The organism is Streptomyces sp. NPDC056486, assembly GCF_042795295.1.
In the GTDB taxonomy this organism is placed as follows: domain Bacteria; phylum Actinomycetota; class Actinomycetes; order Streptomycetales; family Streptomycetaceae; genus Streptomyces.
This window is the reverse complement of the sequence record NZ_JBHTSF010000065.1, coordinates 1-16,700: the sequence shown is the minus strand read 5'-3', so window position 1 is coordinate 16,700 and position 16,700 is coordinate 1. Positions and strand designations below refer to the sequence as shown.

Genomic DNA, 16,700 nt, shown 5'->3' with positions numbered 1-16,700 from the left:
TCGGACGATGGCTGCACAGGCACAGGCACAGGCACAGGCACAGGCACAGGCACAGGCACAGGCACAGGACGGACGGGACGAGCCCGGCGCACGAGGGCTTCTGGACACCTACCGCGAAGTGATCGGGCACACCGGAGCGCTCCTTCCGGTGATCTCGTTCCTCGGCAGGCTCCCCGTGGCCATGATCCAGTTCGGCAGCGTCCTCCTTGTCACCGAGACCAGCGGATCGCTCGCCACCGGCGGCGTGGTCGCCTGCGCCCTCGCGCTCGGCCAGGTGACCATGGGCCCGCTCGTCGGCCGCCTCGCCGACCGGCGCGGACAGCGCACCGTCGTTCTCGGCTTCTCGCTGCTCAACGCCGTGGCGATCGCGGTGTACACGCTCGGCGCCCTCTTCGAGCTGCCCACGCCCGCGCTCGTCGTCCTCGCCGTGTTCGCCGGCGCGAGCATCCCGGGGATCGGCCCGCTGGCCCGCGCACGCGCCGTCCCGATGGTCCGCGGGGCGGGCGGTGACGACCGTCTGGTCAACACCGTGCTGTCCCTGGAGAGCACCATGGACGAGCTGTCCTTCGTGCTCGGCCCCGCCCTGGTGGGCCTCGCGGCCGTGGCGGGCCACCCGGCGTACGCCTTCGGTCTTGCCGCGCTCCTGGTTGCCGTCTGCGGCTCCGGCTTCGCGCTGCACCCCACGGGCCGGACGGTGCGGGTGACGCACGCGACAGGCGAGGGGGCACGCCCGCGCGCAGACCGACACCGCCTCCCGCGCGAGGTCGTCGTCGTACGCGTCGGGCTCGTCTTCGTCGGCGTACTGCTCGGCGCCTGTGGAGCGGGCATCACGGCCCTCACCCAGGAGCTGGGGCAGCCGGGCCAGGCGGGCCTCGTCTACGCCGCCATGGGCGTCATGAGCGCCGTCGTGGGGCTCTCCATGGCCGCGCTGCCCGAGCGCTTCGGCCTTCACACGCGCTGGCGCGTGGCGACGGCCGCGGCGGCGTTGCTCTCGCTGCCGCTGGTGTGGACGGACAGCATGACGGGCCTGTACCTCGTGGTGACCGTGTTCGGCGCCGTCTATGCCCCGAACCTGATCACCGGTTTCGCGCTCACCGAGCGCTCCTGCCCGCCGCGGCGGCTCGCCGAGGGGATGACGTCCGCCGCGAGCGCCTTCGTCGGCGGCCAGGCGGTCACGCTCGCCGTGGCGGGACGCCTCGCCGAGTCCCACGGCCCCGGCGCGGCGTTCGCACTCGGCAGCGCGGCCGCCGCCGTCGCGTTCCTGGTCGCGCTGATCGCCCGCCCCACGACGGACGACAGCACGAACGCCACACCCTTGGTCACGCAGGACGCTGCAGGACGATGAGGCTCCGGTCGGTCAGCGTCAGGCGCTCGCCGGCTCCCGCCTTCGGTCCCGTGTCCGACGGCACACCCTCCGGCCGCGCGGTGTCCACGATCACCTGCCACTGGCGGCCGTGATTGACCGGAATCACGAACTCCAACGGCTCGGCCGACGCGTTGAACATCATCAGGAACGAGTCGTCGGAGATCCGCTCGCCGCGCGTACCCGGCTCGGAGATCGCGTTGCCGTTCAGGAACACCGTCAGCGCCCGTGCCTGCGAAGCGTCCCAGTCCTCCTGCGCCATCTCCTCACCCTCCGGCGTGAACCAGGCGATGTCCGAGAGATCGTCGTGCGTGCCCTCGACCGGACGGCCGTGGAAGAACCGCCTCCTGCGGAAGACGGGGTGATCGCGCCGCAGCCACGCCATCGCGCGCGTGAACTCCAGCTGGGTGCTCTCGCCTTCCGGCCACCGCACCCAGGCGATCTCGTTGTCCTGGCAGTAGGCGTTGTTGTTGCCCTCCTGCGTCCGGGCGAACTCGTCGCCGTGGCTGAGCATCGGGACGCCCTGGGAGAGCATCAGCGTCGCGATGAAGTTGCGCATCTGCCGTGCGCGCAGCTCCAGGACGTCCGGGTCGTCGGTCTCACCCTCGGCGCCGCAGTTCCAGGAGCGGTTGTGGCTCTCGCCGTCCTGGTTGTCCTCGCCGTTGGCCTCGTTGCGCTTCTCGTTGTACGAGACGAGGTCGTGCAGCGTGAAACCGTCGTGGCAGGTGGTGAAGTTGATCGACGCCAGAGGGCGCCGGCCGTCGTCCTGGTAGAGGTCGGACGAGCCGGTGAGCCGGGACGCGAACTCCGCGAGGGTGCGCGGCTCGCCCCGCCACATGTCGCGCACCGTGTCGCGGTACATGCCGTTCCACTCGGTCCACAGCGGCGGGAAGTTGCCGACCTGATAGCCGCCCTCGCCGACGTCCCACGGCTCGGCGATCAGCTTCACCTGGCTCACCACGGGGTCCTGCTGCACGAGGTCGAAGAAGGACGACAGGCGGTCCACCTCGTGGAACTGCCGGGCGAGCGTCGCCGCGAGATCGAAGCGGAAGCCGTCCACGTGCATGTCCGTGACCCAGTGCCGCAGCGAGTCCATGATCATCTGGAGCACGTGCGGCGACCGCATCAGGAGCGAGTTACCGGTCCCGGTGGTGTCCATGTAGTAGCGGGAATCGTCCATGAGGCGGTAGTACGAGCCGTTGTCCAGGCCCTTGTAGGAGAGCGTCGGGCCCAGGTGGTTGCCCTCGGCCGTGTGGTTGTAGACGACGTCGAGGATCACCTCGATGTCCGCCTCGTGCAGCGCCTTCACGGCCTGCTTGAACTCCAGTACCTGCTCACCCCGGTCGCCCCAGGAGGCGTACGCGTTGTGGGGCGCGAAGAAGCCGATCGTGTTGTAGCCCCAGTAGTTGTTCAGGCCCATGTCGACCAGACGGTGATCGTTCACGAACTGGTGCACCGGCATCAGTTCGAGGGCCGTCACGCCCAGTTGCGTGAGGTGATCGATGACTGCCGGATGCGCGAGCGCCGCGTACGAACCGCGTAACTCCTCGGGAAGATCCGGATGTCGCATGGTCAGGCCCTTCACATGGGCCTCGTAGAGCACGGTTTCGTTGTACGGGGTGCGCGGCGGCCGGTCGTCGCCCCAGTCGAAGTACGGATTGACCACCACGGAGGTCATCATGTGGGGCGCCGAGTCCATGTCGTTGCGCTTGTCGGGGGCGCCGAACCGGTAGCCGTACACCTCCTCGCCCCAGTCGATCCGGCCGCTGACCGCCCTGGCGTACGGATCGAGCAGCAGCTTCGCCGAGTTGCAGCGGTGCCCCTGCGCGGGTTCGTACGGACCGTGCACACGGAAGCCGTACCGCTGGCCCGGCATCACGCCGGGCAGGTACGCGTGGAGCACGAACGCGTCGGACTCACGCAGCTCGACGGCTGTCTCCGAGCCGTCGTCGTGCAACAAACAGAGCTCTACGCGGTCGGCGGCCTCGGAGAAGACCGCGAAGTTCGTGCCGGCGCCGTCGTACGTGGCACCGAGTGGATACGCCTGCCCTGGCCACACCTGCATGCATATGACTCTTCCACTACCGCCCCCTCGGCTCGGGGTCACATTGGTCAGAGTCTCCCCGAAAGTGGGGCAACCACGCGGGAGTTGAAGCCGTCTAACCGACCGACCACATACTCGGTATGCCTCTATTGGGGCTCGTGGGGGAAAAAAGGGGAGCAAGTGGGAGAGATAGTCAGACGTAACCTGGGCAAGGTGGTGGCGGGCGCGGCAGTCGCGCTGGCCACCGCCGCTGTGCTGGTGGGCGTCGCATTGCCGGGGGCGGGCGAGTCGGGGGGCCGCCAGGCCAACGCCGCGGACGCGAAGCAGAACGCGATCGCCAAGGACGGCGTCGTCGAGGCCGCACCCGAAGAGGGCGAGAAGGGCATAGGCAGCGACCCGCTGACCGATGCGGAGACCGAGCGTGCCGAGAAGGCCTCGGTGACGGGCGCCCTGCGCTCCAGCGCCAGGGACGTCGAGGGAGACCGCGGCCCGCAGCTCCTTTCGACGAACCTCAGTGAGCAGGAGCCCAGTGACGCGGGTGCCGCGGGTGCCGCCGCACCGCGCAGCGCGGAGGTCGTCTACTACGACTACAAGAAGGACGCCGTCATCACCAAGACGGTCAATGTGGAGAACGGCAAGGTGGTGAACACGACCACCACGCAGAACGTTCAGCCGCCGCCCAGCCAGGAAGAGCTCGCAGAGGGCGCCCAGCTGTTGATCGCCGACCCGCTCGGCAAGGGCCTGAAGCAGGACTTCAAGCACGCCACGGGCAAGACGCTGACCGGCCCGGGACAGCTGCAGCTGAGCGGCATGGTCTTCCGCAAGGAGACCGTCGAGCGCGTGCCGTCCGGCCTCGCCGAGTGCGGCAAGCACCGGTGCCTCCAGGTCGTCACCAAGGTCAAGAGCGGCCCGTGGATCGACACCCGGTCCCTCGTCGTCGACCTGAGCACCCGTTCCGTGGGCCGCCTCGGCTGATCTGGGCCGCCCGCGCACGACACCACACTTCTGCTTCTCCTCGGACGAGGGAGTTCACACCGCAATGCACGTCAACAGACTTTCGCGCGCCCGCAGACGGGCCACCACGGCCCTCGCTGCCTTCGCGCTGATCGGCGGCGCCGCCACCGCCGCATCGCCCGCATCGGCCGCCCCCCAGGCGCCGAGCGCCCCCACGGCGGCCGCCGACTGCAGCGACGCCTACAAGATCGAGCAGACCGTCGACGGCGGCACGACCTGGCGCATGTGCTGGCACTACAACAGCCTTTCCGGCCTGATCCTCGACAAGATCAGCTACCAGCCCAAGGGGGAGACCAAGCCGATTCCCGTCCTGACCAGCGCCCGGCTCGCGCAGGTCCACGTCCCCTACGACGACGGCGAGGCCGAGTACGACGACGTCACCGGCACCGACTTCGGCCAGGCCCTGCAGAACCTGAACCCCGGCGAGTGTCCCGGCGGCACCATCAAGACCGTGAAGGTTCCGCAGCGGGGCAACGTGAAGGGCCTGTGCGCCACCACGCGCGCGCGTGGACACGCGTACCGCCTCAACGACGACCAGAGCACCGGCGGCACCGGCAAGGTCTACACAGGCCAGGGCAAGGACCTGCTCGTCTACACCGTGAACAAGGCCTCCTGGTACGAGTACATCACCGAGTGGCGCTTCTCGTCGGACGGCACCATCACCTCCCAGGTCGGCGCGACCGGCAGCCTCTCGCCGTACGACTACGACGGCGGCGACAGCGGCGGCTGGCCCATCGGCAAGGGCGACCAGGCCAAGGCCGAGAGCCACGCCCACAACGTCTTCTGGCGGCTCAACTTCGGCCTTGACGGCTCCCCGAAGGCCAAGGTCGAGCAGTACGACTCCAAGGTCACCCCGCCCACCGGCCAGGGCAGCCCCACCACGAAGACCACCCGCACCAAGGTCACCAAGGAACTCGCCGGTGACCGCAAGGACATGCGCTGGTGGCGCGTGGTCAGCGGGGCGGGCAAGAACAAGGACGGTCACCCGCGCTCGTACGAGATCGTGCCGGGCCCCAGCACCAAGCACGCCGGACGCCCCTTCACCAAGCACGACGTGTACTTCACCGAGTACAAGAAGTGCGAGCAGTACGCGAGCAACAACCCCGGGTGCCCCAACGGCACACCGGACAGCGTCGACAAGTGGGTGAACGGTCAGTCCCTCACACACCCGGTCACCTGGGTCCACGTCGGCTTCCACCACATCGCCCGTGACGAGGACCAGCAGCCCATGCCGGTCCACTGGCAGGGCTTCTCGCTGGCCGCGCGCGACGTGACCGCTATGAGCCCGCTCACTCCGCAGGACCTCGCCGATCAGAACGGCCAGCCCGCGCAGGGTCGTTGAGAATCCACCCTTCCCATCCGGCTGCACCGCCCGCCGCTCCCGGAGTACCCTTCCTTGATCGTTGAACCGGGGGGTGCTCGGGGGAGCGGAAGGGGTGCGCTGGGTGAGCTCGGGAGGGCGGGAACTGCCCCCTGGTGACGAGGGTCACGAGGGGAGTTCCGTGGACGGCCCGCCTGGAGCGGTGTCCCTGGCACGGCCGATGGAGATGGGATCTCAGATCGGACCCGAACTGGACTGGGGCGCCGATGCCTGGCGCGAGGTGCGCACGCGCGCTCAGCGCGCCGGGCGGGCCTACATCTGGCTGAATCTCGTGGAGCAGCGGCTGCGCGCGGTCGTGGCCGCTGTTCTGCGTCCCATCTACGAACCCGTCCACGCCGACGACTGGGTGGTCGCCGCCGCCGGACCCGCCGGACAGGAGTGGGTGCAGCGGGCCGTCGCCGTACGCGAAGTGAGCCGCCGCAAGGGGTACTTGCTCGACCCGGCCGACGACAACGTCCTCAGCTTCCTCACGCTGCCCCAGCTCCGCGAGCTGATGGTGCAGCACTGGCCGTGCTTCGAGCCGTACTTCGACGACCGCAGGGACGTCGAACTGGCCCTGGACGAGCTGGAGGTCACCCGGAACGTCGTCTCCCGCAACCGCGCCCTGTCCACCGCCGTGCTCGCCCAGGCGGAGCGCGCGTCGGCGAAGCTCCTGGACATACTCGGCGCGGGCACCGACACGCCGTCCGCCCGCCGGCTGCCCGTCGACGCCGTCGAGTCCCTGGTCGGCGACCGGTACGCCGACGTGGTGGGAGTCCATTCCGACCGGGTGCGGCTGCTTCGGCAGTTCCCCGCCGAGGACATCTTCGGCGGGGCCCGTCGCCTCGACGCGATCGGGATCGGTCTGAACCTCCTGGTCCAGAACTTCTCGGGGCGCCGCCTCGTCCGCCTCGCGGAGTCCGGCTGCCGGGTGCGGCTGCTCTTCCTCAACCCGGCGAGCAGCGCGGTCAAGCGCAGGGAGCGGGAACTGGGCCTGAAGCGGGGCGAGCTGAGCCGCAGTGTCGAGATGAACATCCTGCACATGCGCCGGGTGCGGTCCCGCCTGCGCGACCCGGGCGCCTTCGAGATCCAGGTCTTCGACGAGACTCCGCGCTTCACCGCTTATCTGGTCGACGGGGACGGCGCGGACGGCATCGCGGTCGTCCAGTCGTATCTGCGCAGGACGCGGGGGATGGAGGCGCCGGTGCTCGTGCTGCGCGGCGGCCGCCGGGTGGTGAAGGCGGACGAGCCGGACGAGAGTGGACTCTTCGAGACGTACCGGGAGGAGTTCGAACTGGCCTGGGCGGACTCGCGGCCGGTCTCCTGAGCCGCCGGGGCGGGCGCCGGGGGCGGTAAGCGGAATGCGGGCCCGGGATTGTCAGTGGCGCATGGGATCGTGGTGGTCAATGGGGGAAAGCACCACAGAGAAGGGGGCGGCCATGAGCTGGCACCGGGAGCTGCTGATCGGGTTCGACCTGGAGACGACCGGGACGGATCCGCTCGAAGCGCGCATCGTCACGGGGGCGGTGATCGAGGTCAGGGCGGGCGAGACGCTGGGCCGCAGGGAGTGGCTCGCCGATCCGGGGGTCGAGATCCCGGCGGAGGCCGTGGCGGTGCACGGCATCTCGAACGAACGGGCCGCAGCGGACGGCAGGCCGGCCGATGAGGTCGCCGACGCGATAGCGGGCGTCCTCGTGTCGTACTGGCAGTCGGGCGTCCCGGTCGTCGCCTACAACGCCACCTTCGACCTGACCCTGCTCTCCGCCGAGTTGCGCAGGCACGGCCTGCCGTCCCTGAGCGAGCGCCTGGGCGGCACGGAACCGGCCCCGGTCATCGACCCGTACACGATCGACCGCTCCGTCGAGCGCTACCGCAAGGGCAAGCGGAACCTCGAAGCGGTCTGCACCGAGTACGGCGTGCTCCTCGAGTCCGCCCACGACGCCACGTCGGACGCCCTGGCCGCGGCCCGCCTGGCCACCGCCATAGCCGACCGCCACCCCAAGCTGGCCGCTTTCGGCCCGGCGGAGCTGCATCGCCGCCAGATCGACTGGTATGCCGAGTGGGCGGCGGACTTCCAGAAGTTCCTCAGGAAGAAGGGGGAGGCGGACGCGGTGGTGGACGGCACGTGGCCCCTGCGGGATGCGGTCAGCAGTTCAAGGACGTCCGGCGTCTGAGGGCCAGGGGGCTCTCAGAACGGAAACCACCGCACACCCGGATCCCCGTCACGCAGTGAGGCAACACGACGGCGGAACTCGACCAGGGCTTTCGGATTGCTGGGGGAATGCTGCGCGACCCACGCGCAGCTGGCCGTCTCCCGAGCTCCCCGGAGCACCGCGCACCCTTCCCACTCCCGCACATCCCAGCCGTACTCCGCGACGAACCCGTCGTAGGCCTCGGCCGGCAATCCATACCGATCACGCGAAAGCGCCATCACCACGAGATCGTGCTCCCGCAGATCGGCGGAGAAGGTCTCCAGGTCCACCAGGACCGGACCGTCCACGCCCACAAGGACGTTCCGGGGGAGGGCGTCGCCATGAATGGGTCCAGGAGCAAGGCGGGGGGTGAGCGCGGACGCCGCCGCCTCGAACCCGTCCCTGCGCTCCCGCAGATAGTCCGCGTCCTCGACGTCGATCGCGTCACCGGCGAGCCGCAGCCACCGCTCGACTCCGCCCAGGAGCTCGCGCCGTGGCAGCTCGAACCCGGGCGCGGGAAGCGCGTGCACCAGGCGGAGGAGTGCGGCGAGGTCATGCGGCTCGGCCGGCCGCACAGCCTGCGGCAGCCGGTGCCACACCGTCACCGGATGCCCGTCCACCAGGCGGGGCTCGTCCTCGGCCGCCCGCACCGCGGGCACGCCCGACTCCTCGAGCCACCGCGCGACGCGCAACTCCCGCCGCGCACGGTCGAGAAGCTCGGGCGCCGCACGCCCGACCTTGACCACCGACCCACCGTCGCCGAACACCGCGTTCTCGCCGAGCGCGAGCAGTGCCGCGTCCCGATCGAGACCCACAGAGCTCAGTACGTCCCGTGCCCGCGCCTCGTCCATCCATTGCCTCCCGCACCGCTCGCGACGTTCGCCACGTTCGCCGACACAGTGTCCCATTCGCACTGGCCAAGAGGCTGCGAGGCCTGCGCAGCTGCTTGACGTATCAAGATCCCATCAGCACGATGACGGGGGCCGCGTGGGCGGCCAAACCCCGATGAGCCGCCCAAAGGAGCCGATTCCGTGACATTGGCGACCGCAACGAAGCGGTCAGCGAAAGGCGCGTCCGCCCGCAGAGGCCCGGACCACGGCGCCTGGTTCCTGGTCCTTCCCGCGCTGATCCCGATCCTGATCCTCAGCGTGGGCCCGCTCCTCTACGGCATCACGCTCGCGTTCACCGACTCCCAGTCGGGCCGCACCGAACCGACCCAGTGGGTCGGCGCCCTCAACTTCTCGGACCTGCTGCACGACACGCTGTTCTGGGACTCGTTCCGGATCGGCCTGCTGTGGGCGTTCGGCGTCACCGTGCCGCAGTTCTTCCTCGCGATGGGCCTCGCCCTCCTGCTCAACCAGCCGTTGCGGATGCGCTGGCTGGCGCGGGCGCTCGCGATCATCCCCTGGGCGATGCCCGAGGTGGTCGTCGGCATCATGTGGCGGCTCGTCTACCACCCGGACGCGGGCGTACTGAACGAGACGCTCTCCAACCTCGGCCTGGGCGATGGCAAGGACTGGCTGACCGGGACGGCCACCGCACTCTTCGCCGTCATCGTCGTCGGCATCTGGGCCGGTATGCCGCAGACCACCGTCGCGCTGCTCGCCGGGTTGCAGAACACCCCGCGCGAGCTGCACGAGGCGGCCGAGATGGACGGCGCGGGGGCCTGGCGCCGTTTCCGCACCGTCACCTGGCCCGCGATCAAGCCGATCGCCCTCGCCATCACGGCGCTCAACTTCATCTGGAACTTCAATTCCTTCGCCCTGGTCTACGTCCTCACCCAGGGCGGCCCCGGCGGCCGCACCCGCCTGCCCATGCTCTTCGCCTACGAAGAGGCCTTCCGCTACGGCCAGTTCGGCTATGCGGCGGCCATGGGCTGCGTGATGGTCGCGGTGATCTCCGTGATCCTCGCCTTCTACCTCGTCGGCCGTCTGAAGGGAGCCGACGAGTCATGACGCGTACGAAGAAGTCCACGCGCGCCGCGCAGTACGTGGCGCTCGCCGCCTATCTCGTCTTCCTCGCCTTCCCGTTCCTCTGGCTGATCTCCACGGCCTTCAAGCCCGCGCGGGAACTGGGCAGTCTGCACCCCACCTGGATCCCCAAGAATCCGACTCTTGAGAACTTCCGGCAGGCCTTCGACGAGCAGCCGCTGCTCCAGGCCGCGGGCAACTCCCTGGTCGCGGCACTCAGCGCGTCCCTGATCGCGGTCGTCATCGCGACCCCCATGGCGTACGTCATGGCGCGGCACCGCAATCGCGTCTCGAAGGCGGCGACGGGCTGGGTGGTGATCAGCCAGGCGTTCCCCTTCGTCCTGATCATCATCCCGCTGTTCCTGATCCTGAAGAACCTGCACCTGATCAACTCGCTGCTCGGCCTGATCATGGTCTATGTGGTGTGGTCGCTGCCCTTCGCACTGTGGATGCTCGTCGGGTACGTCCGTGCCGTGCCCACCGAACTGGAGGAGGCGGCGGCGGTCGACGGCGCGAGCAAGGTGCGTACGTTCGTCTCGGTCGTCGCGCCCCTGCTCGCCCCCGGCATCGTCGCCACGGCGATGTTCGCCTTCATCACCGCATGGAACGAGTTCTTCTTCGCGCTCGTCCTGCTCAAGACTCCGGAGAAGCAGACCTTGCCGGTCATCCTCAACCGCTTCATCGGCACCGAGGGCGTCGCGGACCTCGGGCCGCTCGCCGCGGCGGCGTTCCTCGCGACCATCCCCTCGCTCGTCATCTTCGCGATCATCCAGAAGCGGATCACGGGCGGCATGCTGGCAGGGGCGGTGAAGGCCTGATGCGCGCAGCGCCACGGCTCGTGACCCCGCGTCTCGTGATCGCCGCCACCGCGGCTATCGCGCTGCTGCTCACCGGCTGCAGCGGCGACTCGGGTGACGACGGGAAGATCACCCTGCAGTTCCAGTCCCTGGCCTGGCAGAAGGAGTCGGTCGACGCCAACAAGGCGCTCGTCAAGGAGTGGAACGCCACTCACGCCGACGTCAAGGTCGAGTACGTCCAGGGAAGCTGGGACAGCGTCCACGACCAGCTGCTCACCTCCTTCGAGGGCGGCGAGGCGCCGGACATCATCCACGACGCATCGGACGACCTCGCCGACTTCGCGTACGGCGGCTATCTCGCCGACATCGGCGATCTGCTCCCCGAGCGCCTCAAGTCCGACATCCCGCAGCGCAGTTGGGAGACGACGACCTTTGACGGCAAGGTCTATGGAGTGCCGTTCCTCCAGGAGCCGCGCGTCCTGATCGCCAACGCGAAGTGGCTGAAGAAGTCGGGTGTCCGGATCCCTACACCCGAGAAGCCCTGGAGCTGGGGGGAGTTCCGGTCGGTCGCCAAGGAACTCGGCGACGGCAAGGACGGGAAGTACGGAGTGGCCTGGCCGCTCAAGGAGCCGGTGTCCGCGACGCTCAACCTCTCCCTCTCGACCGGCGGAAAGATGTTCCACCGGGGCGAGGACGGCAAGGTCGACGTCCGCTTCGGCAAAGCCGACGAGATCATGCCGCGCACGGTCCACGACCAGGTCAACACCGACAAGAGCGCCTCCGGTACGACCCTGGGCATGGGCGGCTCCGACACGCTGCCCGGCTTCTTCGGCGGGAAGTACGCGATGGTCCCGCTCGGCTTCTCCTACCGCCAGCAGATCGTCCAGCAGGCACCCAAGGGCTTCGACTGGCAGGTGCTTCCCGCCCCGGCCGGAGCGGAGGGGCTCGCGCAGGGCGTCAGCCCGCAGACCCTGTCCGTCTCCGAGGACAGCCCGCACAAGAAGGAGGCGGCCGAGTTCATCGACTTCTTCCTCCAGCCGGACAACATGGTGAAACTCGCGCGCGGCGACTGGATGCTGCCTACTGGCGCGGAGGCCCTGAGGGATCCCGCCCTGCGGACGAAGAAGAACGACTGGGCCGCGGGTACGGCGCTCGCCGACCACTTGCGCCCGGCGCCCGCGCAGTCTGTGCGGGGTTACCCGGAGTGGAAGGACAAGGTCGCCACTCCTGCGCTCCAGGAGTACTACAGCGGGGCGATCAGCCTTGGTGAGTTGAGGAAGCGGTTGGTTGAGGACGGGAACCTGGTGCTTGATCGGTATCAGCGGTAGCGCTCCGCTGGGTGGGCGGTTTGTTCGCTGCGGGTCGGTGGGGGCTGGGCGCGCCCACGCGGCGGAGCCGCATATGTCACAGCCCCGCGCCCCTAAAGGGGCGCCCCACCGCACTGGGCGTTCAGCGCCTGTGCCCCGCCCGCACGAGCCCCGTCTCGTACGCCGCGATGACCGCCTGCGCACGGTCGCGGACGCCCAGCTTGGCGAAGATGCCGGTGGCGTGGTTCTTCACGGTCTGGACGCCGATCGCCATCCGCTGCGCGATCTCGGTGTTGTCGAGGCCCGCGGCGATCAGACGGAGCACGTCGATCTCGCGCGGGGTGAGTCCGGCGAGGTCCGCGGTCGGCGGATGCGAGGCAGGAGCCGGGGTCACGAAGGTGGCGAGCAGCCGGGTGAGCAGCCGCGGGGCGACGACGGACTCACCGCGGTGGACGGTGCGCAGCGCGGCCACCAGTTCCTCGGGGGAGACGTCCTTGGGCAGGAAACCCGAGGCTCCCGCACGCAGGGCACCGACCACGTGCTCGTCCATGTCGAAGGTGCTGAGCGCGAGGACCCGGCACCGGGGCAGCTCGGCGGTCAGGCGCTCGGTGGCCCTGACACCGTCGAGCACCGGCATGCGGATGTCCATCAGGACCACATCGGGGCGGAGTTCGATGGCAGAGGCGACGGCCTGCTCGCCGTCGCCCACTTCGCCGACGACCTGGATGGCGGGGTCCGAGAGCAGGATCAGGGACAGACCCCGGCGCACCAGAGGCTGGTCGTCCGCGATGAGCACGGTGATCCGCTCGGGCCCGCCATCCGGCTCGCTGCCCGGCTCGCTGCCCGGCTCGCTGCCCGGCTCGGGCTCGGTGGGAGAGGTCGTCATCGGGTCCCGTCCTTGTCGTGTGTGTCGGCCTCTGCGTCGACTTCTGCGTCGGCCTCGTACGTACCGGCAGGCAGCGGCACGTGCGCGACCACCTCGAACCCGCCCCCCGCACGGCTGCCGGCGTGCAGGGAGCCGTCGTGCAGAGCGACACGCTCCCGCATGCCCAACAGACCGTATCCGCCGCCCTCCACGCTTCCGCCGCTCCCGCCGGGCGCCCTGTCGTCACCCGCGCCGTCGTCGGTCACTTCGACGGTGACCCGGTCCGGGAGATAGGCGAGCCGCACCGTGACGCGAGCGGGCCCCGCGTGCTTGCGGGCGTTGGTCAACGCCTCCTGGGCGATGCGGTAGAGGGTGAGGCCGACGGTCATCGGCAGCGGGTGGGGCCGCCCGGTGACGTGGAGTTCGGCCGGGAGGCCCGCGGCGGTCGAATCGGCGACGAGCCGCTCGATGCCGTCCACCCCGGGCTGAGGTTCCGAGGACGTCTCCTCCGGGGTGTCGGTGCTGCGCAGGACTCCGAGGAGCTGCCGCATCTCGCGCAGCGCGGTCCGGCCGGACTCCTCCAGGGTCACCAGGGCCTCGCGGGCCGTGTCGGGATCACGGTCCAGGGTCGACCTGGCCCCGCCGGACATCAGGTACATGGTGGTGATGTGGTGGGCCACGATGTCGTGGAGCTCGCGCGCGATGCGGCGCCGCTCCTCGGTCACCGCGCGGTCGGCGAGGAGCTTCCGGTTGATGTCCAGCTGCCGTTTCCACTGCCGCACGGCCAGGCCGACGGCGACGATGAGGCAGGGCGTGACCAGCACGTCGGTGAGGCCCATCCCCAGGAACGGCACGTCGTTGTGCAGGTACCGCGCGAGCTGCACGGGCGCGGTGGCCACCACGCCCAGCGCCACCGCACGCCGCCCGCTGTACCTGGCCACGGTGTAGAGCGCCACGGCGACGGCGCCGCCGTAGCTGTTCGACATCGGCGCACCCGGGTCGACGGCAAGACCCAGATTGACGGCCATCTGCACGGCGAGGACCGCGCAGAGCACCGGCACGGGGTGATGGCGCCTGAAGAGCAACGGGAACACGGAGACGGCGACCAGCAGGACACCGAGCACGGTGACGGGCGCCCCCGGGCCCTCTTCGCCCGGAGCGAGGTAGGCCAGTACGTCGAGCCCCACCGCGACGACGGCGACCGCCACGTCACCCGGCGTCGGCCGCGCCCCGCCCGTGGGCGGCACCGGAGGGAAGAAGTCGCGTCCCATCCGGGCGCCTCCACAATCGAGCAGATCGAGCAGATCGAGCGTCTTTGCGCCCCATTACATCCCGGCCCGCGGAGCCGTGAATCGGCGCGGGGGCGGTTCTTGTACCCAGTACTGGAGTACTGCCCGCGACGGCGTACCGGACCAGGGTCACGGGTGCGTCCCCTTCCGGCGGCCGACGCTCTCAAGGGGCTTTGCGTGATGACCTATTGGCATGATCCGCAAGCTGACCTCTTTCTCCACCCGGCATCGATGGATGACGATCGTCGTCTGGACGATCCTCGGAGCGGCACTGTCGTTCGTGGGGAAAGCGATGATGTACGACGTCACCGACTCCCAGGCCGGGGATTTCCTGCCCAAGAAATACGACTCGGCGGTGGCGCTGCGTATAGCCGAGGACGAATTCGGCACGAAGCCCGACCCCAACGCGCTGACCGTGCTCGTCGCCAGGGACGACGGCGGCAAGCTCACGGCGGGCGACCAGCGGCGGATCGCGACGACCGCGGCCGACGTCGGCCGGGAGCGGATCGTCGCAACGAAGCCCGAACCGCTCATGAAGGACCACTCCCAGACCCCGCGGGTTTCGGCGGGTGCCGTGGCCCCTGACAAGAGTTTCCGGCTCCTGACGGTGTCGCTCGACGGAAATCCCAACGACCCCGGTCTGCAGGACGTCTACAAGGAATTCCGTGACGGCGCGGAGCACGAATTCGCCGCCGCCGACCTGCGGGTGGGATTCACCGGTGGAATAGCCTCCACGGTGGACAACGCGGAGGCCGAGGAGACCACGGGGAAAGTAGTCGGCACTCTGACGATGGGCCTCATCGTCCTCCTGAACGTGCTGGTGTTCCGCAGCCCGGCGGCCGCAATCGTGCCACTGGTCGCGGTGGCGCTGATCGGTGGCGTCGCCTCGGGAGCGGTGGTCGGTGCGGCGAAACTCTTCGGTATCGGCCTCGACCCGTCCACGCCCTCGCTGATCGGTGTCGTACTCCTGGGAATCGGTATCGACTACTTCCTCTTCCTGATGTTCCGGTTCAGGGAGCAGCTGCGGAATCATCCCGGGCAGAACGCCCGGACGGCCGCGGCCGAGACGACCGGGAGGGTGGGCGGCGCGATCACCTCCGCGGCCCTGACGATCGTGGCGGCCTTCGCGACCCTCGGCCTGGCGAGCTTCGGGCAGTTCCGGGTCCTCGGCCCCGCGATCGCGATCTCCGTACTCGTGATGCTGCTCGCCGGACTCACACTGATGCCGGCCCTTCTCGCCGTGCTCGGGCGAGGCATGTTCTGGCCCGCCCGCGCCTGGAAGAAGGAGCGCACCGGCGGAATCAGCGCACGCCTGGGCCACGCGGTGAGCGCCCGCCCCGTGCGGTACGTGCTCGGCAGCCTGGTGCTGCTCGGCGCACTCGGCGCGGGCGCGGTCGGCATGAAGATGAGCTACGACCAGCAGGGCCTGCCCGAGACGGCATCGGTCAGGACCGCGGAGCAGATCTCCCGCAGCCTGCCCGCGGGTGTCTCCGACCCGCACAGCGTGTACGTACGGAGCGCCGACGGCGGTGACATCAAGGAGAGTTCGCTCACCGGCATGACCCGTGCCCTCGGCAAGGCGGAGGGCATCGGCGAGGTGGGCGAGCCGGTGCTCAGCAAGGACCGCACGGCCGCGCGGGTCGATCTGTTCCTGAGCGCGAAGTCCGATACGCAAGAGGCGCGCGACCTTGTCTCCGGACCCATCAGGGACACGGCGGCGCGGACCGCTCCGGAGGGCACACAGGCGTACGTCACGGGTACGGCCGCCGTCTTCGCCGACATCTCGACGGCCGTGGAGAAGGACCTGCGCCTGGTGTTCCCGGTCGCGGCCCTGCTGATCGCGGTGATCCTCTTCCTGCTGCTCCGCTCGTTGCTCGCACCGGTCGTGCTCCTTATCGCCGTGGGGCTCGGGTTCGTGGCCACCCTCGGGGCGAGCACCCTGGTCTTCCAGCACGCCCTCGACCGGCCGGGGGTCTCGTTCACGCTGCCCCTGGTGCTCTTCCTCTTCGTCGTCGCTCTCGGCACCGACTACAACATCCTGATCACCGACCGGATCAGGGAGGAGATGGAGAAGCCCGTCCCGGCCAGGCACGCGGTGGCCGAGGCGGTCCGGCACACCGCGCCCGCCGTCGCCACGGCCGGAATCGTGCTCGCCGGTTCCTTCGCCGGACTGGCCGCGAGCCCCTCGACCCTGGAGATCGGCTTCGCCACAGGACTCGGGATCATCCTGTCCTCGCTCGTGCTCTCCCTGGTCCTCGTGCCCGCCCTGGCCGCGATCCTCGGCCGTGGGCTGTGGTGGCCGCGCAGGTCTCACCGGACGCGGGGGGACCACCACGCCCCGGACGGGCCGTACGCGGCCGAGCGGTACCAGCCGTACGCGGCCGACCCGGCACACTTCGAGCAGCAGCACTTCGAGCACCCGCACTCGCAGCACCAGCACTCCGAACGCCAGTCGGCACGGTGACGGCCGTGGCCCCCGCGTACGGGTCCGTACGCGGG

General features: G+C 69.7%; 13 protein-coding genes. 9 read left to right on the top strand and 4 right to left on the bottom strand.

Annotated elements, in window-relative coordinates; all coding sequences use genetic code 11:
- The first annotated feature begins 7 nt into the window (after positions 1 to 7).
- Complete coding sequence (locus ACFQ7F_RS24420; protein ID WP_383273824.1) at positions 8 to 1,345, top strand: MFS transporter; 1,338 nt, start codon at positions 8 to 10, stop codon at positions 1,343 to 1,345.
- On the opposite strand, the gene glgX is transcribed toward ACFQ7F_RS24420, so the two are convergent.
- On the bottom strand, positions 1,320 to 3,428 hold the full coding sequence (glgX, locus tag ACFQ7F_RS24415) for a glycogen debranching protein GlgX (protein ID WP_383273822.1): 2,109 nt from the start codon (positions 3,426 to 3,428) through the stop codon (positions 1,320 to 1,322). The two genes, ACFQ7F_RS24420 and glgX, sit on opposite strands and share 26 nt — an antisense overlap.
- Positions 3,429 to 3,587: 159 nt before the next feature.
- On the opposite strand from glgX, the gene ACFQ7F_RS24410 reads away from it, so the two are divergent.
- From ACFQ7F_RS24410 to ACFQ7F_RS24395, 4 genes are all read left to right on the top strand, one after another.
- Positions 3,588 to 4,382 carry a Tat pathway signal sequence domain protein gene (locus ACFQ7F_RS24410; RefSeq protein WP_383273820.1) on the top strand — a complete coding sequence of 265 codons (795 nt, stop codon included), beginning with the start codon at positions 3,588 to 3,590 and terminating at the stop codon, positions 4,380 to 4,382.
- A 64-nt stretch (positions 4,383 to 4,446) separates the two neighbouring features.
- Positions 4,447 to 5,763 carry a copper amine oxidase gene (locus ACFQ7F_RS24405; RefSeq protein WP_383273818.1) on the top strand — a complete coding sequence of 439 codons (1,317 nt, stop codon included), beginning with the start codon at positions 4,447 to 4,449 and terminating at the stop codon, positions 5,761 to 5,763.
- Between the two features lie 103 nt (positions 5,764 to 5,866).
- The gene (locus tag ACFQ7F_RS24400) at positions 5,867 to 7,108 is read left to right on the top strand and encodes an SAV2148 family HEPN domain-containing protein (protein WP_383273816.1); all 1,242 of its coding nucleotides are present in this window, start codon (positions 5,867 to 5,869) and stop codon (positions 7,106 to 7,108) included.
- A 112-nt stretch (positions 7,109 to 7,220) separates the two neighbouring features.
- Complete coding sequence (locus ACFQ7F_RS24395; protein ID WP_383273814.1) at positions 7,221 to 7,955, top strand: 3'-5' exonuclease; 735 nt, start codon at positions 7,221 to 7,223, stop codon at positions 7,953 to 7,955.
- 14 nt (positions 7,956 to 7,969) lie between these two features.
- On the opposite strand, the gene ACFQ7F_RS24390 is transcribed toward ACFQ7F_RS24395, so the two are convergent.
- On the bottom strand, positions 7,970 to 8,824 hold the full coding sequence (locus ACFQ7F_RS24390; RefSeq protein WP_383273812.1) for a phosphotransferase enzyme family protein: 855 nt from the start codon (positions 8,822 to 8,824) through the stop codon (positions 7,970 to 7,972).
- 180 nt (positions 8,825 to 9,004) lie between these two features.
- Between ACFQ7F_RS24390 and ACFQ7F_RS24385 the strand changes: the two genes are divergently transcribed.
- The 3 genes from ACFQ7F_RS24385 to ACFQ7F_RS24375 are packed head-to-tail and all read left to right on the top strand — an operon-like array spanning position 9,005 to position 12,068.
- Positions 9,005 to 9,928 carry a carbohydrate ABC transporter permease gene (locus tag ACFQ7F_RS24385; protein WP_383273810.1) on the top strand — a complete coding sequence of 308 codons (924 nt, stop codon included), beginning with the start codon at positions 9,005 to 9,007 and terminating at the stop codon, positions 9,926 to 9,928.
- Complete coding sequence (locus tag ACFQ7F_RS24380; protein ID WP_383273808.1) at positions 9,925 to 10,761, top strand: carbohydrate ABC transporter permease; 837 nt, start codon at positions 9,925 to 9,927, stop codon at positions 10,759 to 10,761. The genes ACFQ7F_RS24385 and ACFQ7F_RS24380 overlap by 4 nt, the downstream gene beginning before the upstream one ends.
- Positions 10,761 to 12,068, top strand: a complete 1,308-nt coding sequence (locus ACFQ7F_RS24375; RefSeq protein ID WP_383273806.1) for an ABC transporter substrate-binding protein — start codon at positions 10,761 to 10,763, stop codon at positions 12,066 to 12,068. The genes ACFQ7F_RS24380 and ACFQ7F_RS24375 overlap by 1 nt, the downstream gene beginning before the upstream one ends.
- Positions 12,069 to 12,189: 121 nt before the next feature.
- On the opposite strand, the gene ACFQ7F_RS24370 is transcribed toward ACFQ7F_RS24375, so the two are convergent.
- Both ACFQ7F_RS24370 and ACFQ7F_RS24365 read right to left on the bottom strand, forming a co-directional pair.
- Positions 12,190 to 12,933: a response regulator gene (locus ACFQ7F_RS24370; RefSeq protein ID WP_383273804.1), complete on the bottom strand. Its 744-nt coding sequence runs from the start codon at positions 12,931 to 12,933 to the stop codon at positions 12,190 to 12,192.
- Positions 12,930 to 14,183: a sensor histidine kinase gene (locus ACFQ7F_RS24365; RefSeq protein ID WP_383273802.1), complete on the bottom strand. Its 1,254-nt coding sequence runs from the start codon at positions 14,181 to 14,183 to the stop codon at positions 12,930 to 12,932. The genes ACFQ7F_RS24370 and ACFQ7F_RS24365 overlap by 4 nt, the downstream gene beginning before the upstream one ends.
- A 211-nt stretch (positions 14,184 to 14,394) precedes the next feature.
- Between ACFQ7F_RS24365 and ACFQ7F_RS24360 the strand changes: the two genes are divergently transcribed.
- Entirely contained in the window at positions 14,395 to 16,665 is a 2,271-nt protein-coding gene (locus ACFQ7F_RS24360; protein ID WP_383273800.1) for an MMPL family transporter, read from the top strand.
- Positions 16,666 to 16,700: the final 35 nt, after the last annotated feature.